Raw genomic sequence first — 21,531 nt, forward strand, 5'->3', positions numbered from 1 at the left:
CTTGCTTAAGTATCGTGTCATCACTGCATTAATTTTAATCCCTATTGTTATTGCTGCACTATTTCTACTTCCTCCTGCAGGTTTTGGATTAGTCATTATCGCAATATCAGGCTTAGCGGGTTGGGAATGGGCACAATTTATTGGCTGGCATTCTCAAGGTAAACGTATTGCGACAGGGTTCGGCTTTGCTGCATTGTTACTCGTTATGCAGTTTTCTTTGCCTAATTTTGACCACCTACTAGACACTCCAATGATAAAAAATGGTTTGTGGGCGGGTTTAATTTGGTGGGTAGCAGCCATTTTATTAGTTGTAAGTTATCCGAATTCAGCGAATATGTGGAAAAATTCAGTTTTTATTAAGCTATTGTTCGGTATATTGACGATTGTTCCCTTTTATTGTGGCATGATGGCGCTGCGTATGTTGGGTTATAGCACCGACACTTATACGGGCGCATGGTGGTTATTGTATGTCATGTTATTAGTTTGGGCTGCTGACTCTGGTGCCTACGCTTTTGGACGCCTAATAGGTAAACATAAAATGGCACCTAAAGTATCCCCAGGTAAAACCCTTGAAGGGTTAGTTGGTGGGTTGATTACGGCAGGCGTTGCATCATGGTTATTTACTTATTTTGCACCTGTGACTGAAGTACCCAGTAACCTGTTATTAATATCTGGTGTTGTTGTGATTGTATCGGTATTTGGTGATCTAGCAGAAAGCATGTTTAAACGTGTTTCAGGCATTAAAGACAGTAGCCAATTGATACCGGGGCATGGTGGTGTGCTTGATAGAATTGATAGTTTGACTGCGGCTATCCCAGTCTTTGCAGGATTGGTCTTTCTGATTTCTTCTGGCTTTAAACTATAAAGGTAAGTAATGGGTATCCTGTGGAATCTTGCCGCGTTTATTATCGTTTTAGGTATTTTAATTACGGTACATGAGTTTGGGCATTTTTGGGTAGCTAGGCGCTGTGGTATTTATGTCGAGCGTTTTTCTATCGGTTTTGGAAAAGCAATTTGGCGCAAAACAGATAAACATGGTACTGAATTTGTTATCGCATGGATACCTTTAGGTGGCTATGTAAAAATGTTAGATGAAAGAGTCGCTGAGGTTGCACCTGAGCGCCGTCATCTAGCATTTAATAATAAAACAGTTGGTCAACGTGCTGCTGTTGTTGCTGCTGGACCTATCGCCAACTTTTTGTTAGCAATAGTCGCCTATTGGATAGTTTTTATGATAGGTGTTCCTGCATTAAAACCTATAATTGCAGACATTCGTCCGAATTCTATCGCAGAACAAGCAAAATTAACGCCTGGAATGGAACTAAAATCCGTTGCAGGTATCGAAACGCCTGATCAGAATGCAGTTCGTTTAGCATTAGTCAGTAAAATTGGAGCCAAAGAGGTTTCATTCGTTGTTTCAGATCCAAACTCTCTTTCTGAGAGTGAGAATATACTGAATTTGCAACAATGGAATTTTGATCCTGAAAAACAAGATCCTATCTTGTCCCTAGGGATAATGCCTGTTGGCGCAAGGTTAGACTCAAAGATTATTGAGGTTACGGAAGGCTCTGCTGCTGAAAAAGCGGGTTTACAGGCAGGGGATCGTATCGTTAAAGTTGACGGTCAGCCAATAGATACATGGCATCCATTTACTTATTTTGTTCGACAAAGTCCGAATAAAGTCTTGGAGCTTCTTGTTGAACGTAATGGCTCGTCGTTGATGTTGAATGTTACACCGGCAGCTGTTGCACTGAAAGATGGCACTGAAGTAGGGCAAGTTGGTGCGCAATTACAAATATTACCTCCTGATGAGCAATATTTGATAATGCAGCAATACAACCCATTTTCGGCGTTCTATGAAGCATCTGATAAAACATGGCAGTTGATGGGTTTAACTGTCAAAATGATTGGCAAGTTAGTCGTAGGTGACGTCAAATTAACTAACCTTAGTGGGCCAGTTTCTATCGCGAAAGGCGCAGGAATGTCTGCTGATTCTGGTTTTGTTTATTATTTGATGTTTATGGCGCTTATTAGTGTCAATTTGGGGATCATTAACTTGTTTCCCCTGCCTGTCTTAGATGGCGGGCACCTGCTTTTCCTGGTTATCGAGAAGATAAAGGGAGGGCCGGTATCTGAGCGTGTACAAGATTTCTGTTATCGTATTGGTATTATGGCACTGATGCTTTTAATGGGACTTGCACTTTTCAATGATTTCTCTCGCTTATAATTGGTAAGCAGGGACCGGTTAGGAAAACACAAAACAACGATGGCGATGAAAAAGTTGCTTATAGCGTCGCTGCTGCTGGGCAGCGCCACTGCATACGGTTCAGACGGATTCGTAGTTCAGGACATTCAATTTGAAGGTCTTCAACGCGTCGCCGTTGGTGCAGCATTACTGAACATGCCTGTCCGGGTTGGAGACTCGGTCGGTAATGATGATATCAGCCGAACTATCCGTTCATTATTTGCGACAGGAAACTTCGATGATGTTCGTGTCCTGCGTGACGGAAATACTCTGATTGTTCAAGTAAAAGAGCGTCCAACTATTGCCAGCATTACTTTCTCTGGTAACAAAGCAATCAAGGAAGAGATGCTAAAACAGAACCTTGATGCTTCTAACATTCGTATTGGTGAAACACTTGACCGTACAATGCTAGCGAATATCGAGAAAGGGCTTGAAGATTTCTATTATAGTGTTGGTAAATATAATGCAACTGTAAAAGTGGTCGTTACACCACTTCCTCGTAACCGTGTCGACTTAAAACTCGTGTTTGCAGAGGGGGTTTCAGCAACTATTCAGCAAATCAACATTGTTGGTAATAAAGCGTTTTCTACTGCTGAGCTCGTTAACCGCTTTCAATTACGTGACGATGTTCCTTGGTGGAACTTAGCGGCTGATGAAAAATATCAGAAGCAAAAACTGGCTGGTGACCTAGAAACATTAAGAAGCTTCTATCTTGATCGTGGTTATGCACGTTTTGATATTGAATCGACGAATGTCAGTTTAACGCCAGACAAAAAAGGAATTTACATTACCATTAACCTGAAAGAAGGTGATAAATACACAGTAGAAAATACTGAAATCAATGGTAATACGGCGGGCTACACTAAACAAATTGAAGAGCTTATCGAAATTGCACCAGGCTCTCTTTATAATGGCGCGCAAGTAACTAAAACAGAAAATGATATTAAAAATCTGTTAGGCCGTTATGGATATGCTTATCCTCGCGTTATGACAAATCCTGAAATTAATGATGAAAATAAAACGGTGAAACTACATGTAAACGTAGATGCAGGAAATCGTTTCTATGTTCGTCAAGTACGTTTTGCGGGTAATGACATCACTAAAGACTCTGTTTTACGCCGTGAAATGCGTCAAATGGAAGGTGCGTGGTTAGGTAGCGATTTAGTTGAACAAGGTAAAGAACGTTTAAATCGTTTAGGTTATTTCGAAACGGTTGAAACAGAAACTCAGCGTATTCCAGGTTCTCCTGATCAGGTTGATATCGTTTATCGTGTAAAAGAGCGTAACACGGGTTCTCTTAACTTTGGTGTCGGTTTCGGTACTGAAAGTGGTGTGAGCTTCCAAGTGGGTGTTACTCAAGATAACTGGTTAGGTACAGGTAACGCAGTCGCTATTAATGCGAGTAAAAATGATTACTCAACTTACGCAGAATTATCTGTTACTGACCCATACTTTACCGTTAATGGTGTGAGTTTAGGTGGTCGTATTTTCTATAACGACTTCCGCGCTAATGATGCTGATTTATCAGGTTATACCAATAAATCTTACGGTGTAGATGGTACGTTAGGCTTCCCAATTAATGAATATAACTCGGCACGTCTTGGTTTAGGCTATACTCATAATGGTCTATCACGTATGGAACCTCAGGTTGCAATGTGGCGTTACCTAGAAAGTATGGGTGAAAACCCAGGTTTTGATAAACGTGAATCGTTTAATGCTGATGATTATACTGTCAGCCTTGGTTGGACATTCAATAACTTAAATAAAGGTTTCTTCCCTACATCAGGTGTGAGAAGTAACTTAAGTGGACGTGTGACTGTACCTGGCTCTGATAACAAGTACTACAAAGTAACTTGGGACGGTATGGCGTACTATCCAATTGATGAAAAAGAGTCTTGGGTAACGCTATTTAAAGGTCGCTTAGGCTACGGTGATGGTTTAGGTGGTAAAGAATTACCATTCTATGAAAACTTCTATGCGGGGGGCTCTGGCACCGTTCGTGGTTTCCGTTCAAATAATATCGGTCCTAAAGCGATTTATTTGCAGAAAAATGCAGACGGTACTGTGACACCAAAACCGGGCGAGCCATCTAGCGATGCTATCGGTGGTAATGCAATGGCCGTGGCAAGCTTTGAGCTGATCACACCAACGCCATTTGTAGATGATAAATATTCATCATCAGTTAGAACATCTCTGTTTGTTGATGCAGGTACAGTATGGGATACCAACTGGAGTAGCACTAACTCTGCTTGGACAGCAGGTATGCCAGATTATAGTCGTGCAAGTGATATACGTGTTTCGACAGGTGTTGCGTTACAATGGCTATCTCCTTTAGGTCCGCTAGTATTCTCTTATGCTAAGCCGATAAAAGATTACGAAGGTGATAAATCAGAGCAATTCCAGTTTAATATTGGTAGAACGTGGTAGCGATGTAAGTAAAGTTGATGCCTGATTCATAATGCTGAAAAAGGCATCCGATTTCTGACAAAAAATTATTTTTGGTTTTAAGGAGTTTAATCGTGAAAAAATTGTTATGTGCCGCTGCCCTAGGAATGGCATTGACCATGTCAGCAGGTGTTCAAGCCGCAGATAAAGTAGGTGTTGTGAACATCGGTCAAGTTCTCCAACAAATTCCTAACCGTGATGCGGTAGAGAAACAATTGGAAAATGAATTCAAATCACGTGACACTGAATTGCAGAACTTAGGTAAAGCACTACAGACCGCTGTTGAGAAATATCAAAAAGATGCACCAACTATGAATGCAACACAACGTGCGAATACAGAGAAAGATCTGGTTGCTAAACGTGAAGCATATGCACAAAAAGCACAAGCTTTTGAGCAAGACTTTAGCCGTCGTCAAGCTGAAGAACGTAACAAAATCATGAAACGTGTATTAGACGCTGTTGATGCAGTAGCGAAGAAAGAAGGCTATGATGTGATCCTTGATGCTAACACTGTACCTTATTTCGCAGATGGTAAAGATATTACTGCTCAGGTTCAAAAACAGGTTAAATAATAGATGTTTTCAATTCGATTAGCTGATCTTGCTCAGCAGTTGAATGCACAGTTACACGGCGATGGTGATATCACTATCGCCGGTCTTGCTTCAATGAGCCTAGCAAATAGCGAACAAATTACATTTCTTTCCGATAGTCGCTATCGTGAAAAATTAAGCGAATGTCAGGCTGCTGCCGTTGTATTAACAGAGGCTGATCTTCCATTTTGTCCCGTTGCCGCACTTGTGGTGAAAAACCCGTATCTTGCCTACGCTCAAATGGCACAGATTATGGATACAACACCGCAGCCAGCACAGGATATTCATCCAAGTGCTGTTATTTCTCCTGACGCTAAGTTAGGAAGGAATGTATCAGTGGGTGCAAATGCGGTTATCGAATCTGATGTTATCCTTGGTGATAATGTTGTGATTGGTGCCGGTTGTTTTGTGGGTAAAAAAGCACATATTGGCGATAATAGTCGTTTATGGGCAAATGTATCCGTTTATCATGAGGTTATCATTGGTAAAGATTGTCTAATTCAATCAGGTACTGTGATTGGTTCAGATGGTTTTGGTTATGCTAATGAACGTGGTAATTGGATTAAAATTCCACAATTAGGTTCAGTGGTAATTGGTGATCGCGTTGAAATCGGTGCATGTACTACAATCGACCGAGGCGCATTAGATAACACAGTTATCGGTAATGGTGTTATCATTGATAACCAGTGCCAAATCGCACATAACGTCATTATTGGTGATAATACCGCTGTTGCTGGTGGTGTCATCATGGCGGGCAGCCTGAAAATAGGTCGCTATTGTATGATTGGTGGAGCAAGTGTTATCAATGGTCATATGGAAATCTGTGATAAAGTCACGGTAACAGGTATGGGAATGGTAATGCGTCCTATCACTGAGCCGGGTGTTTATTCTTCAGGAATTCCGCTGCAATCGAATAAAGCATGGCGTAAAACCGCAGCACTTGTGTTGCGAATTGATGAAATGCAAAAAAGGCTCAAGTCGCTTGAACGTCAAGTAGAAAGTAGCGACAAGTAACAATATACGTCATTGACGAATGTTACCCATTTTGCGACCTGCGGGTTAACTCACTTTTGAGTCACAGCAGGTCGTGTCATTATTAATTAGACTCAGTTTTATTAGACAGGAAGAGTATTGCAATGAGTGAGAATCATACTCTGCAAATCGAAGAAATTTTAGATTTACTTCCACACCGTTATCCATTCTTATTGGTTGATCGTGTCCTTGATTTTGAAGAAAAGAAATTTCTAAGAGCAGTAAAAAATGTATCTTTTAATGAGCCTTTCTTTCAAGGTCACTTTCCAGGAAAACCAATTTTCCCGGGCGTACTGATCCTCGAAGCCATGGCACAGGCAACGGGTATTTTAGCATTCAAAAGCGTAGGAAAGCTGGAACCTGGTGAGCTCTACTATTTTGCTGCTATTGACGGTGCTCGCTTTAAACGTCCTGTCTTACCTGGGGATCAAATGATCCTAGAGGTAGAATTCATTAAAGAACGTCGTGGTGTTGCTCGCTTTAAAGGCGTCGCTAAAGTTGATGGGGAAATTGCTTGCGAAGCTGAAATGATGTGTGCTCGCCGCCGTGAGGTCTAGCCTATGATAGATAAATCCGCAGTAATTCACCCTTCCTCAATTATTGAAGAGGGTGCGGTAATTGGTGCTAATGTTCGCATTGGCCCTTTTTGTGTCATTGGTGCTAATGTTGAGATTGGTGAAGGAACCGACATCAAATCTCACGTTGTTATCAATGGGCACACACGCATTGGTCGAGATAATCAGATCTATCAATTTACTTCTATTGGTGAAGTTAATCAGGATCTGAAATATCGAGGTGAACCAACGCAAGTCATTATTGGTGATCGAAACCTTATTCGTGAAAGTGTGACTATCCATCGTGGAACAACCCAAGGTGGTAATATCACAAAAATTGGTAATGATAATTTACTGATGATTAATACCCATGTCGCACATGATTGTATCATTGGTGATCGTTGTATTATTGCAAATAATGGCACTCTGGGTGGTCACGTCACTTTAGGTGATTTTGTGATTATCGGTGGTATGAGTGCAGTTCATCAGTTTTGCCAAATTGGTTCTCACGTGATGGTCGGTGGATGTTCAGGTGTGGCACAAGATGTTCCTCCTTTTGTTATTGCACAAGGAAACCACGCAACCCCTTATGGGCTGAATATTGAAGGATTAAAGCGCAGAGGTTTTGCTAAAGAAGATCTTCATGCAATCCGTAATGCTTACAAAGTGCTCTATCGTAATGGTAAAACACTGGAAGAAGCGCGTGAAGAAATTGGACAGTTGGTTGCTGATAATAATAATCCGCATGTCAAATTGTTCAGTGATTTTCTGGAAAACTCAGCAAAATCTAACCGCGGTATCATTCGCTAATTAGGATATGACCTTGTCAGGCCAATTATCTACTACTCAGCGTCCGTTAGTTATCGGCTTAGTTGCTGGTGAAACGTCCGGTGATATCTTGGGCGCGGGATTAATCCGCGCTCTAAAACAAATGCATCCCAATGTTCGTTTTGTCGGTGTTGCTGGACCTCTTATGCAAGCTGAAGGCTGTGAAGCTTGGTATGAGATGGAAGAGCTTGCTGTCATGGGGATCGTTGAAGTTCTCGAACGATTACCTCGCTTATTAAAGATCAGAAAAGATCTCACTCAACGATTCTCAGAGTTAAAGCCTGATGTTTTCGTGGGGATCGACGCACCTGATTTTAATATCACCCTTGAAGGCCGTTTAAAGCAAAAAGGGATCAAAACTATTCATTATGTCAGTCCCTCTGTATGGGCTTGGCGTCAAAAACGTGTTTTCAAAATTGGTAAAGCGACAGATCTTGTCTTAGCTTTTCTGCCTTTTGAAAAAGCGTTTTATGATAAGTATCAGGTTCCTTGTCGTTTTATTGGTCACACAATGGCTGATGCCATAGCCTTAAATCCAGACAAAAAGGCTGCTCGTGAACATCTAGGGATATCTGAAGAAACTCCTTGTTTAGCACTTCTTCCTGGCAGTCGTCATGCTGAAGTTGAGATGCTAAGTGCTGATTTTATAAAAACAGCACAATTACTAAAACAGCAAATTCCCTCTCTTCATATTGTTGTACCATTAGTTAATGCTAAGCGACGAGCCCAATTTGAACAGATACATCAAAATGTGGCGCCCGAACTTGAGATACAACTTCTTGATGGGCAAGCAAGAGAAGCAATGACTGCGAGTGATGCCACTCTGTTAGCATCAGGTACAGCCGCATTAGAATGTATGCTAACGAAATGCCCAATGGTTGTTGGTTATCGTATGAAACCATTTACTTTTTGGTTAGCAAAACGATTAGTCAAAACGCCTTATGTCTCGTTACCTAATTTGTTAGCTGGCCGAGAAATTATCAAAGAATTATTGCAAGAAGAGTGTGAATCTTCGGCATTAGCACAACAGCTTTTACCTCTTTTAACCGATGAAGAAAAAGTACGCCAATTAAAAGAGATATTTTTACAGCTACATAGCGCCATTCGTTGTAATGCGGATGAGCAAGCAGCAAATGCAGTATTAGAATTGGTAGAGAAATAATGGAATTTGTATATCCAAAAGCAAATCTTATTGCTGGAGTTGATGAAGTTGGTCGAGGCCCATTAGTGGGTGCAGTGGTTACCGCTGCTGTTATTCTTGATCCAGCAAATCCAATTGAAGGGTTAACAGACTCCAAAAAGCTAACAGAGAAAAAGCGTAATGCTCTTTATGACGAAATAAAAGAAAAAGCATTATGCTGGGCGATAGGTCGTGCAGAGCCTGAAGAAATTGATGAATTAAATATCCTTTGGGCAACTATGAAAGCAATGGAACGTGCTGTTGCGGGATTATCAATAACACCTGATATGGTCTTAATTGATGGTAATCGTTGCCCTAAATTACCTATGGCCTCTCAAGCGGTTATAAAAGGTGATAGTTTAGTTCAAGAAATTAGTGCAGCTTCTATACTAGCTAAAGTGACTCGTGATAGAGAAATGGAAGAGTTAGATAAGCTTTACCCTGATTATGGTTTTGCTAAACATAAAGGGTATCCAACTGTTTTCCATATGGAAAAACTAGCCTTATTAGGGGCAACACCCTATCATCGAAAAAGTTTTGCGCCTGTAAAACGTGCTTTAAATTTAAAGTAATCCACAGAGTAACTAAACACTATGGCAGATCCTCGTTTTATCCATCTTAGGGTACACAGCGATTATTCAATGATCGATGGATTGGCAAAAACAGGGCCTCTTGTGAAGAAAGTGGCTTCGCTAGGAATGCCTGCTTTTGCAATTACTGATTTTACTAACTTGTGTGGGCTAGTGAAATTCTATGGTGCTGCACATGGTGCTGGCATTAAGCCTATCATTGGTGCTGATGTTTACCTTGAAACAGAATTATTAGGTGATGAATATGCTCATCTCACTATTCTTGCACGCAATAATATAGGGTACCAAAATCTCACTTTACTGATTTCAGAGGCTTACAAACACGGTTACGGTGCTGTTGGACCGACGATTAAACAAGAGTGGTTAACAACCTATAAAGAAGGGCTCTTGTTACTTTCAGGCGGTAGAATGGGGGATGTGGGGAAGTTCCTACTTCGTGGTAATCGAGCTTTAGTCGATCAATGCCTTGAGTATTATCAAACTCACTTTCCTGATAGTTATTATCTAGAACTGATCCGTACAGGTCGTACAGATGAGGAAACTTATCTTCATGAAGCTGTTGCACTGGCTTCTGAAAAAGGTCTGCCTGTTGTTGCAACCAATGATGTCTGTTTTCTTGATAGTGATGATTTTGATGCACACGAAATTCGTGTCGCTATTCATGATGGATTTACGTTATCTGATCCTAAGCGTCCTAAAAATTATAGCTCTCAGCAATATATGCGCACAGAAGAAGAAATGTGTGAATTATTTGCTGATATACCTGAAGCATTAGAAAACAGTGTTGAAATCGCTAAACGCTGTAATGTCACGATCCGCTTAGGGGAATACTTCCTTCCTCAATTCCCAACAGGGGATATGAGTACAGAAGATTTCCTCGTTAAAAAATCACAAGAAGGTTTGGAAGAGCGTTTAGCTTTTTTATTTCCAGATCCTGAAGAGCGACAAAAAAGACGTCCTGAATATGATGAGCGTCTTGATATCGAGCTGAAAGTGATTAACCAAATGGGATTCCCTGGTTACTTCCTTATCGTGATGGAGTTTATTCAGTGGTCTAAAGATAATGGTGTTCCTGTTGGTCCTGGACGAGGTTCAGGTGCTGGTTCACTAGTGGCTTATTCACTGAAAATCACAGATCTCGATCCTCTTGAGTTTGACTTACTTTTCGAACGATTCCTTAACCCTGAACGTGTTTCGATGCCTGACTTTGACGTCGATTTTTGTATGGAAAAACGCGATAGAGTTATCGATCACGTTGCTGAAATGTACGGCCGAGATGCAGTATCTCAGATCATTACATTTGGTACGATGGCGGCGAAAGCGGTTATTCGAGATGTTGGCCGCGTTTTAGGGCACCCTTACGGTTTTGTTGATAGAATTTCAAAACTTGTTCCTCCTGATCCGGGGATGACGCTGGAAAAGGCGTTTGCTGCTGAGCCTCAATTACCTGAAATTTATGAAGCCGATGAAGAGGTTAAATCTCTTATTGATATGGCTCGTAAATTAGAAGGGGTAACACGTAATGCGGGTAAGCACGCGGGTGGTGTCGTTATATCACCAACGAAAATTACCGATTTTGCGCCACTTTATTGTGATGCAGAGGGAAATAACCCTGTTACACAATTTGATAAGAACGACGTTGAATACGCCGGTCTCGTTAAATTTGACTTCTTAGGTTTAAGAACACTAACCATTATTAACTGGGCATTAGAGATGATTAATGCTCGGCGCGCTAAAAAGTCACTCGAGCCTGTTGATATTTCAGCGATCCCACTAACGGATCAGCGCAGCTTTGACATGTTGCAGCGTTCAGAAACAACTGCGGTATTCCAATTGGAATCTCGTGGTATGAAAGATCTTATCAAACGTCTACGTCCTGACTGTTTTGAAGATATGATTGCACTTGTTGCTCTATTTCGTCCGGGGCCATTGCAGTCAGGCATGGTAGATAACTTTATCGACCGTAAACATGGTGTTGAAGAGATTTCATACCCTGATGTTAAGTGGCAACATGAAAGCTTACAGCCCGTTCTAGAACCAACCTATGGTGTTATCCTATATCAAGAACAAGTTATGCAGATTGCACAGGTTCTTGCGGGATATACACTAGGTGGCGCGGATATGTTACGACGCGCTATGGGTAAGAAAAAACCTGAAGAGATGGCAAAGCAACGCTCTGTTTTTGAAGATGGTGCTATCAAAAACGGCGTCGATGGTGAGCTTGCTATGAGGATCTTTGACTTGGTGGAGAAATTCGCCGGTTATGGATTTAACAAATCACACTCAGCAGCGTATGCATTAGTTTCTTATCAAACATTATGGTTAAAAGCCCACTATCCAGCTGAATTTATGGCTGCTGTAATGACGGCAGATATGGATAACACGGAAAAAGTAGTGGGATTGGTTGATGAATGTTGGAGAATGGGCTTAAAGGTTCTCCCTCCTGATATTAATAGTGGTCTTTATCATTTCCACGTAAATGATGAAGGTGAAATCGTTTATGGTATTGGTGCCATTAAAGGTGTAGGTGAAGGCCCGATTGAAGCAATTGTAGAAGCGCGTCAGCAAGGCGGTCACTTTAAAGATATTTTTGATCTCTGTGCTAGAACAGAAACGAAAAAATTGAATCGCCGAGTGATGGAAAAACTGATAATGTCAGGCGCATTCGATAAGCTGGGGCCTCATCGTGCTGCTTTGATGTCTTCACTAGAAGATGCATTAAAAGCCGCAGACCAACATGCCAAAGCTGAAGCAATAGGGCAATCGGACATGTTCGGTGTGTTAGCTGAAGCTCCTGAACAAGTTGAGCGTTCTTATGCCAATATACCTAAATGGCCAGACCAAGTCGTTTTAGAAGGTGAGCGCGAGACTTTAGGTTTATATTTAACAGGTCATCCGATCACACGTTATTTAAAAGAAATTGAACGATATGCGGCAGGAACGCGTCTAAAAGATTTAGTACCAACACCTCGTGGTCAAATGGTGAAGGTAGCAGGCTTAGTCCTTGCTTCTAAAGTATTTACAACGAAACGTGGAAATCGGATAGGCGTTTGTACCTTAGATGATCGTTCAGGTCGCTTAGAAATTATGTTATTTTCTGATGCATTGGATAAATACCAACATTTATTAGAACAAGACAAGATTTTAATTGCTACTGGGCAGGTCAGCTTTGATGATTTCAATGGTGGGCTTAAAATGACAGTCCGCGAACTTATGGATATCAACGAAGCCCGTGAAAAATATGCACGAGGACTTGCTATCTCATTATCGGACAGGCAAATTAATGAGCAATTATTAAATCGTCTTCGCGACGTTTTAGAACCTCATCGTTCAGGTACGATACCGGTTCACCTTTATTTTGAAAAGCATGATGCCTGTGCACGTTTACGATTTGGTGCGACTTGGCGTGTAACGCCAACAGATATGCTTTTAACGGATCTGCGAACTCTGCTGGGTAATGAGCAGGTAGAATTAGAATTTGACTAAAATAGGAATGTTATGAGTCTTAATTTTCTGGATTTTGAACAGCCAATTGCCGAGTTAGAAGCGAAAATTGATTCGCTAACTGCAGTTAGCCAACATGATGAAAAAATTGATATTAATATCGATGAAGAAGTTTCACGCTTAAGAGAAAAAAGCCTAGAGCTAACGCGTAAGATTTTTTCTGATCTTGGTGCATGGCAAGTTGCACAACTTGCACGTCATCCATTAAGACCTTACACACTGGATTATATTCATCGTATTTTTACTGACTTCCAAGAATTAGCAGGCGATCGTGCTTATGCTGATGATAAAGCTATTGTTGGTGGTATCGCGCGTTTAGACGGTCGTCCTGTTATGGTTATTGGGCACCAGAAAGGGCGTGAAACAAAAGAGAAAATCCGCCGTAACTTTGGTATGCCAGCGCCGGAAGGCTATCGTAAAGCGCTTCGCTTAATGGAAATGGCACAACGTTTTAATCTTCCTATTATCACCTTTATTGATACTCCGGGCGCTTATCCGGGAGTGGGTGCAGAAGAGCGTGGCCAATCAGAAGCAATCGCACGTAACTTACGTGAAATGTCACGCTTTGGTGTGCCAATCATCTGTACTGTTATTGGTGAGGGTGGTTCTGGTGGTGCGTTAGCCATTGGTGTTGGCGACAAAGTGAATATGCTGCAATACAGCACCTATTCTGTTATTTCACCAGAAGGTTGTGCATCTATCCTTTGGAAAAGTGCAGATAAAGCCCCTTTAGCAGCAGAAGCAATGGGGATCACTGCAAACCGTTTAAAAGAGCTTAAGCTAATTGATACGGTTATTCCTGAGCCTTTAGGTGGCGCACATCGTCATCATGATGAAATTGCAGTGTCTTTAAAAGCACAAATTAAATCTGACTTAGAAGAGTTAGATGCATTTGACTCAGAAGAGCTAACAAACCGTCGTTACCAACGTTTAATGGAATACGGTTACTGCTGATAGCGTGATGCTATTCAAAAATAAAAGAGAGCCTCATGTTGATAACATGAGGTTTTTTTATCCCTGGAACTATCCCTTCAAAAGACAATAAAACCAAGTGATATTAACTGTAATATATTATATATCAATATGTTAAGTTAATCTCAAAAACAATATTAATTTACTTTTTCACTAAAAGAATAATTAGTCATATCTATTATTTTATAGAGTCATTTACTTCTTTTATGAGGGAAAAGCGATGATATCGTTTAATGGTAAAGTTGGAATTATTACAGGTGGTAATAGTGGTATTGGTTTGGCTTCTGCGGAAAAGTTTTTATCCTTAGGTGCATCAGTTGTGATCACAGGCAGTAATTTAGAACGAGGCAAAAAAGCAGAAAAACACCTAAAAGAGAAAGGGCTTTTAGGTGAATTTATACAAATGGATGTGAAAAATGAAAAAGAAAACGAACAACTTATTGATTATGTCGTAAACAAATATGGGCGATTGGATTTCATCTTTGCTAATGCTGGTGTTTTAACCGATAACATCGCAGATAAATTAGAGTATGAAAAATGGAAAGGGGTATTAGATGTTAATCTTAATGGACTCTTTCTGATTAATCGTGCAGCAATTCAATATTGGCTGAAAAACCAACTATCAGGTGCGATTGTTAATTGTAGTTCGATTTGTTCTTTTGTTGGCCAACATGAATTTCCTGCTTATTGTGCATCAAAAGGCGGTGTTAAATTACTGACACAAACACTTGCTATTGATTATGCAAGCAAAGGTATTCGTGTTAATGCAGTTTGTCCGGGATATATCGATACACCTTTATTAGATGGTCGTGAGCTAGATAAGCAAAAGCTAGCGACACTGCATCCTATTGGTCGTCTCGGTACGCCAGAAGAGGTCGCTAATGTTGTGGCATTTTTGGCTAGTGATGCCGCTTCGTTTGTTACTGGAGCCTCTTATTTAGTCGATGGCGGTTTTACTGCTTAAATAGTGTTTTTAATATAAAGCAGAATAGTCACTATTCTGCTGATTTTTTATTTACCTCTTACTTCTATTCTTTACTGTCTTTTTTGTTTAAACGCTTTATTATCAAAAATACAATTATTAACAATAAATTAACTATTTTGGTTTTTATATGGCACTCTCAATTACCATAAGATCTCTTATCTACGCATTATTATGTGTGTTGATTTGGAGTTTTATTCCCGTTATTTCTCGTATAGGGCAAGCTTCTTTAGACAGTTTTCAATTTTTATTCTGGTCCAATGTTTTCTCAATGATTGCAGTTATTCTGACTGCACTTATTATGAAGAAAACGCCAATACAATTATTTAATTTGTCTAAATCGACCTATTGGAAAGTGTTTATTCTTGGTGGGTTAGATTGTCTATTCTATTTATTGCTCTATTACGGTTACACATTAGAGAATGGCATCGCAGTATTGGTGATACAGTATAGTTGGCCATTATTAATTATTGGATTATCAGTTGTTTTACTGAAAGATAGGCTGGCTTTAGGGCAAATCATTGGAGTTATTTTAGGTTTTATTGCCGTTATTATCACCTTTACCAAAGGAAACATCACAGTAATTGCTGTCGACAATCCTCGAGCCTTATTACTCGTCTTTGCTGGAGCCTTTTGTTTTGCATTAATGTCTGTACTTTCCAAACAATTTTCACTTGATGCTTACATGAGTACGGTATGGTTGTTTGTTTTTTCAACACTGGTTTCATTGGTTCTAATGTTGATGTTTGGTGAGTTTAAATTACCTGATAGCTCATCTTGGCTTCCTATCATTTTAAATGGTGTATTAATCAATGGTGTCTCTTATATTTTATGGTTTAAAGCCATGAATAGTGGTGAGTCGACTAAAATAGCTTCCGTTGTTTTCCTTTCGCCTGTGCTTTCAATGATTTGGTTAGTCATTATATTTCATGATCCTTTTGTTATTGCTTATGCAGTAGGGCTGGGTTTGGTATTAATCGCAGGAATACTTTGTATTCGTGCAAAATCGGGCAGAAAAGCTTAACATAATCATCTGAATTCACTGATAAATGACGATGCGATGAAACAGGAATACGGCTTACTCCTTAGAGAAATCAAACAACAAATTGATCCTTACACTAAAATTTTGGTGGGTTTTAGTGGTGGAGTAGATTCCACAGTTTTATTACAAGGGCTTGTGCGTTTACGTGATGAATTCCAATTACCTTTAGAATTAACGGCTATCTATATTCATCATGGATTAAACATCAAAGCGGATGACTGGCTTGCTCATTGTGAACAATGTTGTCAGCAGTGGTGTGTCGATTTTATCAGTGAAAAAGTGAATGTAGACCCTAAAGAAGGCGGTCTTGAAAATGGTGCAAGAGAGGCTCGTTACCAAGCCTTTCGTCGATATTTACAGCCACAACAAGTGTTAGTGACTGCTCAACATCAAGATGATCAAGCCGAGACCTTTTTACTGGCTTTAAAGCGAGGGAGCGGTCCTGCTGGGCTTTCTTCAATGCCAGCAAAAATGGTATTTGAAAATAGCTATTTACTTCGACCATTACTCAATATTACGCGTGAGCAAATCGAATCTTATGCTACTGAACAAGGGCTAGATTGGATAGAAGACGATAGTAATCAAGATGACCGTTATGATCGTAACTTTTTGCGCTTGCGTGTTATGCCCTTATTGGCTCAACGATGGCCTCACTTTTCTCAAGCAGTGACTCGAAGTGCAGCTCTGTGTGGTGAACAAGAAGCACTATTAGATGAACTATTAGATTCTGAACTTAATGCTTTAATGGACAGTGAGCATAGTTTAGATATCAATCAACTGGCCCACTGTAGTGTTATCAAACGTAATGCTTTATTGAGACGCTGGTTTGCTAAGCACAATAAGACCATGCCATCAAGACAACAAATTTTACGATTATGGCAAGAGGTTGCTTTAGCAAAAGAAGATGCTGAGCCTAGATTGCAATTTTATCAAGATGACGTTCGACGCTATAAACAGCGTCTTTATCTAGTTCCAATAATCCAAGAGCCGGTTCATCGCATGATTGAGTGGTCGCTCACTGAGCCTTTGTATTTACCTAATGGACTAGGGGCTTTATCACTCATAGCCGAAACAGGAAAAAATACCGTTAGAGCGCCTCTTAGTGATGAAAAAGTCACAGTACGTTTTGGTTTAACACAAGCATCTTTGCGTATTGTAGGACGAGAGCACGCTCGACATAGTAAAAAGATTTGGCAAGAGCTTGAAGTTGCGCCTTGGCGTAGAACTAGAATTCCTTTGATTTATTATAATGAGACGTTAATTGCAGCTATTAATACGTTTGTTACTTTTGAGGGAAAAGCAACATCAGAACACGCTATTACTATTGAGTGGCAAGAGGCTCATGAATGAACAACCGCCGATTGGCGGTTGTTCTTTATTCGGTTATTCCGATTTTATAATGATTGTCCCAAGTTCGGGATTAGAAAAACTGGCAATAACATCCAGTCGTAAATCTTTAGAGCCTTCAGACGTTTTGACTTTTAGGTATTCAACTTTCTTGCTTAAGAAAAGGTCATCCGCGACACCTTCAATAAGCTCACCATCATGTAGTTCAATATGGAGCGCTAAACCACGCTGGCATGCTAACTCCAGATACTCATAATCATCACAGTTAATTGGTTGATATTCTGTATTTGTTGACATATTCCCTCACCACTCTTTCGTGGCGGTGTTGCCGCCAGTGAATAATTCAGAATAAAATCATTATGCTGTTATTCGATGTGAGCACAATAGTTATTATAATAATTTTCTGAAATAATTCTTTATTCGAAGTGATTTGAGAAATAATTAACAATTATGGGTGCATTTATCTTAAAGCTTGTTTTATTGCCCCCTTTTATTTTAAAAAATGTTAGAATCCTATTGAGAATGATTTATTAAAAAGTACCCAGAATGTAGGGAGTCGATGATGGGGAAAAAACTTTTATTTGCAGCCGTTGCTGCTGGGTTATTTGTACTATCAGGTTGCCAAAATAACATTGGCTTATCACTTGATGGGAAAATTGTAGACCAAACTTACAATAGTATTCTGCCTTGTGCCGATTGCTCTGGTATCGACACGACAATTCTTGTTAATCAAGATGGCTCTTATGTTATGGAGCAAAGCTATCAAGGTTCACCTGATGATAAACGTAGTTTCTTTGAATCAGGAACATGGGTATTAGGTAAAGATAAGCTGACGTTGACTAATAGCTATGGTGAGAAGAGCTATTACTTACCTCGTGAAGATAAATTAGTCATGCTTGATATTGATGGTAACGTGATTAATTCAGAGCTGAATTATACTTTAGCTAAGGTTCAGCCTAAACAGCTTGCTGGCGAGTTTACCTATTTTGCTGATGCTGGAACATTTAAAGATTGTCAATCAGGACGTGTTTACGCAGCAAATGGTATTGAATTAGAAAAAGGCTATTTCTCAACTGGTGTTGATGGTGGAACACCTGTTTACCTTGAAGTTAATGGTTATTACAGCATTCGTCCTTCAATGGAAGATGGTAAATATGATCGAGCTTTAGTGGTTACAGATGATAAACCTCGTTTTAATCGCCACGGCTCTTGCGGAAACCATCGTGGTGGTAGAAGTTAAGTTTTAGCGGTTTTGTTTTAATAAAAAAATCGCTTATTAAATAGCCTTGCGTTTATTAGACAGTTAAAATGAGTTGAGTAAAGACTGAGTCCGGTATTGAGCTGAACTCAGTCTTTTTCATTTTAATTTTATCTGTGCAGTATTATTGTGCTTGATATATTCATAAAGTATTTTTCTAATTCATCTATCTCTTTAAATTGCTTTGTATAAAAACATTTTATTTTTAATATATCAAAGAAATTTCCTATTACTGCATTATCTAAATAATTTTCTTTTCGTAATGTATTTTAAATAACCTATTATTTTAAAGATATTACAATAATAACTTATTTTGTATTGTTCTCTAGCCAGCGCTCATGAGTAGGAGAAACTGGAGAGGGAGCAGTGGAAGGCGTTAACGTTGAATGTTGCTGATTATCTGAAATACTTTCAGTTTCTTGTTTATGTCTATTGCGCTCTTCGGTGCGCGCCTTTTCTTTCTGGGTTTTTATCACATGATCAACAGGAAGAAGGGCGGTATCAAGGACAATATCAATAGGTAAACTGATAATTGAGAATATAGGGTACATTCCCATAGTAACTAACCAAATATAAGGTTCATTAATAACTTCGACATCAGTATCAGTACCTCGATAATAATCATTACTACTCTTTGCTCTATTTAATGTTCCACATCCAGATAATATAAAAAGAATACCAACTATTGCTCCGAGTCTTTTCATAATATTTCCTATGTAAATTTAAAATAATAGAAAAATAGTGAGTTAAAATAGCCATTTATATAATGAAATAATAAATAACATACTCGTTTTAATTTCTATTTATTACTAGATCATTCTGATAAAAATAGATAACTGCGCGATTATAATGATTTGTGTCAAAGAACCTCAATATATTGAAATGAGTGTTTGTCAGCGGTATATGACTTTGTTCTGGAAGTTAGGGCCGGAAGGAAACGTATAAAAAAAGATGTAATCGGCGATTGATATATTATTTTGATTATAGTTACAAGCGTGTCTGAGAGGACACGCTTGTTATTTATCAATCAAGCCTCATAAAATAAGAGGCTTAATAATTAAGCGAGTTGTTCTTTAATAAAGGCAACAACATCGTCAACATTGACTAGTGATTTATCATCACTACGACGCGCTTTATATTCGATTTGATTGTTGTCTAGATTACGATCACCAATCACGATAGTGTGTGGAATACCGATAAGTTCCATATCAGCAAACATTACACCAGGGCGCTCTTTACGGTCATCAAACAGAACATCAATACCTTGAGCACGCAATTCGTCATAAAGTCTGTCAGCAACTTCTTTAACACGATAAGAACGATGCATATTCATTGGTAAAATAGCTACTTGGAATGGTACAATCGCATCTGGCCAAATGATACCGCGGGCATCATGGTTTTGTTCAATAGCGGCAGCAACAATACGAGTTACACCGATACCATAACAACCCATAGTAACAATTTGGTTATGACCTTCTTCATTTTGTACCGTTGCTTTTAATGCTTCTGAGTATTTTGTGCCAAGCTGGAAAATATGACCAACTTCAATACCACGTTTGATCAGTAATGTTCCTTTACCGTCTGGGCTTGGATCGCCTTCAACAACATTACGGATATCAGCAATTTCAGCAACAGGCAGGTCACGCTCCCAGTTGATACCAAAATAGTGTTTACCATCAACGTTTGCACCAGCACCAAAATCACTCATTACAGAGACAGAACGATCCATAATAACGGGTAGTGGCAGATTAACTGGGCCTAATGAACCTGGACCTGCATTTACAGCTTGGCGGATTTCAGCTTCAGTAGCGAAAGTTAAAGGTGCAGCAACGATAGCGCATTTTTCTGCTTTAACTTCATTAAGCTCGTGGTCGCCACGAACTAATAATGCAACTAATGGGTGACCACTTTCTTTCGTACCATGAACAATCAGTGTCTTAACAGTTTTTTCAATTGGTAGATTGAATTGTTCAACTAACTCAGCAATTGTTTTAGCGTTTGGTGTATCTACTAAACGTAATTCTTCAGTCGCAGCTGCACGTGGCGTTGCAGGCATTACTGCTTCTGCTAATTCGATATTGGCTGCATAGTCAGAGCCTGTAGAGAAGACGATATCATCTTCACCGCTGTCAGCTAAAACTTGGAATTCATGAGAGGCGTTACCACCAATAGAGCCTGTATCTGCAAGTACTGGACGGAAATCTAAACCAATACGTGAGAAAATTTTGCTGTAGGCTTCATACATTCTGTCGTAAGTCTCTTGTAAAGACTCTTGAGAGATATGGAAAGAGTAAGCGTCTTTCATGATAAATTCGCGAGAACGCATAACACCAAAACGAGGGCGTACTTCGTCGCGGAATTTAGTTTGAATTTGATATAAATTCAGTGGAAGTTGTTTGTAAGAGGTAATTTCATTACGAACAATATCAGTAACAACTTCTTCGTGAGTTGGGCCTAAAACAAATGGGCGCTCGCCTCTGTCTGAAAAACGCAGTAATTCAGGGCCATACTGTTCCCAACGACCACTTTCTAGCCATAAGTCGGCGGGTTGAACAACGGGCATTGAAATCTCAAGTGATCCTGCGTTGTCCATCTCTTCACGAACAATTTTTTCAATTTTTCTTAGAACACGAACCCCTGTCGGCATCCAATCATAAAGACCAGAAGCGAGTTTACGGATCATGCCTGCGCGAAGCATAAGTTGATGGCTGACAATTTCTGCATCAGCAGGTGTCTCTTTTAAAGTAGAGAGCAAATAGTGGCTAGTACGCATTATTAGGTTCCATTAGAACAAAAATACTTAGGCTGACTGTCACGCCAGTCTACATCAATATGATTAGAGAAAGACTCTAGAGCGTGTTGATCTTTGCTGCTTATTTTTACAGCAAAAGAAATTTATAAAACAAGCAACATATTCAACTATTTTGAGTTTGGGCATTGATTGACATTAACAATGACCACT

General features: G+C 39.7%; 18 protein-coding genes. 15 read left to right on the forward strand and 3 right to left on the reverse strand.

The genetic code is table 11. The features are described from left to right. The first annotated feature begins 1 nt into the window (after window position 1). The 14 genes from cdsA to tilS all read left to right on the forward strand — a co-directional run bounded on the left by cdsA (window position 2) and on the right by tilS (window position 17,314). Complete coding sequence (cdsA, locus tag GTK47_RS06470) at window positions 2–865, forward strand: phosphatidate cytidylyltransferase (protein WP_165122485.1); 864 nt, start codon at window positions 2–4, stop codon at window positions 863–865. 9 nt (window positions 866–874) lie between these two features. Beyond that, window positions 875–2,227: a sigma E protease regulator RseP gene (gene rseP, locus GTK47_RS06475; protein ID WP_165122486.1), complete on the forward strand. Its 1,353-nt coding sequence runs from the start codon at window positions 875–877 to the stop codon at window positions 2,225–2,227. Between the two features lie 39 nt (window positions 2,228–2,266). Further along, complete coding sequence (gene bamA, locus GTK47_RS06480; RefSeq protein WP_165122487.1) at window positions 2,267–4,672, forward strand: outer membrane protein assembly factor BamA; 2,406 nt, start codon at window positions 2,267–2,269, stop codon at window positions 4,670–4,672. A 92-nt stretch (window positions 4,673–4,764) separates the two neighbouring features. Beyond that, entirely contained in the window at window positions 4,765–5,262 is a 498-nt protein-coding gene (locus GTK47_RS06485) for an OmpH family outer membrane protein (RefSeq protein WP_036934019.1), read from the forward strand. Window positions 5,263–5,265: 3 nt separating this feature from the next. After that, window positions 5,266–6,294 (forward strand): UDP-3-O-(3-hydroxymyristoyl)glucosamine N-acyltransferase, encoded by a 1,029-nt coding sequence (lpxD, locus tag GTK47_RS06490; RefSeq protein ID WP_165122488.1) that lies wholly within the window; start codon window positions 5,266–5,268, stop codon window positions 6,292–6,294. Window positions 6,295–6,416: 122 nt separating this feature from the next. Beyond that, on the forward strand, window positions 6,417–6,869 hold the full coding sequence (gene fabZ, locus GTK47_RS06495; protein ID WP_006535887.1) for a 3-hydroxyacyl-ACP dehydratase FabZ: 453 nt from the start codon (window positions 6,417–6,419) through the stop codon (window positions 6,867–6,869). Between the two features lie 3 nt (window positions 6,870–6,872). Next, the gene (gene lpxA, locus GTK47_RS06500; RefSeq protein WP_088494703.1) at window positions 6,873–7,676 is read left to right on the forward strand and encodes an acyl-ACP--UDP-N-acetylglucosamine O-acyltransferase; all 804 of its coding nucleotides are present in this window, start codon (window positions 6,873–6,875) and stop codon (window positions 7,674–7,676) included. Between the two features lie 7 nt (window positions 7,677–7,683). Beyond that, the gene (gene lpxB, locus GTK47_RS06505; protein ID WP_165122489.1) at window positions 7,684–8,856 is read left to right on the forward strand and encodes a lipid-A-disaccharide synthase; all 1,173 of its coding nucleotides are present in this window, start codon (window positions 7,684–7,686) and stop codon (window positions 8,854–8,856) included. Continuing rightward, window positions 8,856–9,446, forward strand: coding sequence for a ribonuclease HII (rnhB, locus tag GTK47_RS06510; protein ID WP_006535883.1), 591 nt, complete (start codon window positions 8,856–8,858; stop codon window positions 9,444–9,446). The genes lpxB and rnhB overlap by 1 nt, the downstream gene beginning before the upstream one ends. Before the next feature lie 21 nt (window positions 9,447–9,467). Then, window positions 9,468–12,950, forward strand: coding sequence for a DNA polymerase III subunit alpha (gene dnaE, locus GTK47_RS06515; protein ID WP_165122490.1), 3,483 nt, complete (start codon window positions 9,468–9,470; stop codon window positions 12,948–12,950). A gap of 12 nt (window positions 12,951–12,962) precedes the next feature. Beyond that, a complete protein-coding gene (gene accA, locus GTK47_RS06520; RefSeq protein WP_165122491.1) occupies window positions 12,963–13,922 on the forward strand; it encodes an acetyl-CoA carboxylase carboxyl transferase subunit alpha in 960 nt (319 codons plus the stop codon). 238 nt (window positions 13,923–14,160) lie between these two features. Then, the gene (locus tag GTK47_RS06525) at window positions 14,161–14,904 is read left to right on the forward strand and encodes an SDR family oxidoreductase (protein ID WP_165122492.1); all 744 of its coding nucleotides are present in this window, start codon (window positions 14,161–14,163) and stop codon (window positions 14,902–14,904) included. A gap of 148 nt (window positions 14,905–15,052) precedes the next feature. Beyond that, a complete protein-coding gene (locus GTK47_RS06530) occupies window positions 15,053–15,946 on the forward strand; it encodes a DMT family transporter (RefSeq protein WP_165122493.1) in 894 nt (297 codons plus the stop codon). Window positions 15,947–15,982: 36 nt separating this feature from the next. Continuing rightward, window positions 15,983–17,314: a tRNA lysidine(34) synthetase TilS gene (tilS, locus tag GTK47_RS06535; RefSeq protein ID WP_165122494.1), complete on the forward strand. Its 1,332-nt coding sequence runs from the start codon at window positions 15,983–15,985 to the stop codon at window positions 17,312–17,314. Window positions 17,315–17,347: 33 nt separating this feature from the next. Here the strand turns inward: tilS and rof are convergent, their stop codons facing one another. After that, window positions 17,348–17,608 (reverse strand): Rho-binding antiterminator, encoded by a 261-nt coding sequence (rof, locus tag GTK47_RS06540; protein ID WP_099074397.1) that lies wholly within the window; start codon window positions 17,606–17,608, stop codon window positions 17,348–17,350. Window positions 17,609–17,870: 262 nt separating this feature from the next. Here rof and nlpE point away from each other — a divergent pair, with 262 nt between their 5' ends. Beyond that, the gene (gene nlpE / locus GTK47_RS06545; protein WP_088494710.1) at window positions 17,871–18,551 is read left to right on the forward strand and encodes an envelope stress response activation lipoprotein NlpE; all 681 of its coding nucleotides are present in this window, start codon (window positions 17,871–17,873) and stop codon (window positions 18,549–18,551) included. Between the two features lie 326 nt (window positions 18,552–18,877). Here the strand turns inward: nlpE and GTK47_RS06550 are convergent, their stop codons facing one another. Both GTK47_RS06550 and proS read right to left on the reverse strand, forming a co-directional pair. After that, window positions 18,878–19,273 (reverse strand): YceK/YidQ family lipoprotein, encoded by a 396-nt coding sequence (locus tag GTK47_RS06550; RefSeq protein WP_165122495.1) that lies wholly within the window; start codon window positions 19,271–19,273, stop codon window positions 18,878–18,880. Between the two features lie 353 nt (window positions 19,274–19,626). After that, on the reverse strand, window positions 19,627–21,342 hold the full coding sequence (proS, locus tag GTK47_RS06555) for a proline--tRNA ligase (protein WP_165122496.1): 1,716 nt from the start codon (window positions 21,340–21,342) through the stop codon (window positions 19,627–19,629). Window positions 21,343–21,531 lie beyond the last annotated feature (189 nt).

Origin of the sequence: Proteus sp. ZN5 (genome assembly GCF_011046025.1) — a bacterium.
GTDB lineage: Bacteria > Pseudomonadota > Gammaproteobacteria > Enterobacterales > Enterobacteriaceae > Proteus.

Bases quoted from the DNA above. Each gene is read 5' to 3' on its own strand.
- lpxB (WP_165122489.1), top strand. From the start codon at position 7,684: ATGACCTTGTCAGGCCAATTATCTACTACTCAGCGTCCGTTAGTTATC.
- GTK47_RS06525 (WP_165122492.1), top strand. From the start codon at position 14,161: ATGATATCGTTTAATGGTAAAGTTGGAATTATTACAGGTGGTAATAGT.
- nlpE (WP_088494710.1), top strand. From the start codon at position 17,871: ATGATGGGGAAAAAACTTTTATTTGCAGCCGTTGCTGCTGGGTTATTT.
- lpxD (WP_165122488.1), top strand. From the start codon at position 5,266: ATGTTTTCAATTCGATTAGCTGATCTTGCTCAGCAGTTGAATGCACAG.
- GTK47_RS06530 (WP_165122493.1), top strand. From the start codon at position 15,053: ATGGCACTCTCAATTACCATAAGATCTCTTATCTACGCATTATTATGT.
- rseP (WP_165122486.1), top strand. From the start codon at position 875: ATGGGTATCCTGTGGAATCTTGCCGCGTTTATTATCGTTTTAGGTATT.
- proS (WP_165122496.1), bottom strand. From the start codon at position 21,342: ATGCGTACTAGCCACTATTTGCTCTCTACTTTAAAAGAGACACCTGCT.
- fabZ (WP_006535887.1), top strand. From the start codon at position 6,417: ATGAGTGAGAATCATACTCTGCAAATCGAAGAAATTTTAGATTTACTT.
- rnhB (WP_006535883.1), top strand. From the start codon at position 8,856: ATGGAATTTGTATATCCAAAAGCAAATCTTATTGCTGGAGTTGATGAA.
- tilS (WP_165122494.1), top strand. From the start codon at position 15,983: ATGAAACAGGAATACGGCTTACTCCTTAGAGAAATCAAACAACAAATT.
- accA (WP_165122491.1), top strand. From the start codon at position 12,963: ATGAGTCTTAATTTTCTGGATTTTGAACAGCCAATTGCCGAGTTAGAA.
- bamA (WP_165122487.1), top strand. From the start codon at position 2,267: ATGGCGATGAAAAAGTTGCTTATAGCGTCGCTGCTGCTGGGCAGCGCC.
- rof (WP_099074397.1), bottom strand. From the start codon at position 17,608: ATGTCAACAAATACAGAATATCAACCAATTAACTGTGATGATTATGAG.
- dnaE (WP_165122490.1), top strand. From the start codon at position 9,468: ATGGCAGATCCTCGTTTTATCCATCTTAGGGTACACAGCGATTATTCA.
- GTK47_RS06550 (WP_165122495.1), bottom strand. From the start codon at position 19,273: ATGAAAAGACTCGGAGCAATAGTTGGTATTCTTTTTATATTATCTGGA.
- lpxA (WP_088494703.1), top strand. From the start codon at position 6,873: ATGATAGATAAATCCGCAGTAATTCACCCTTCCTCAATTATTGAAGAG.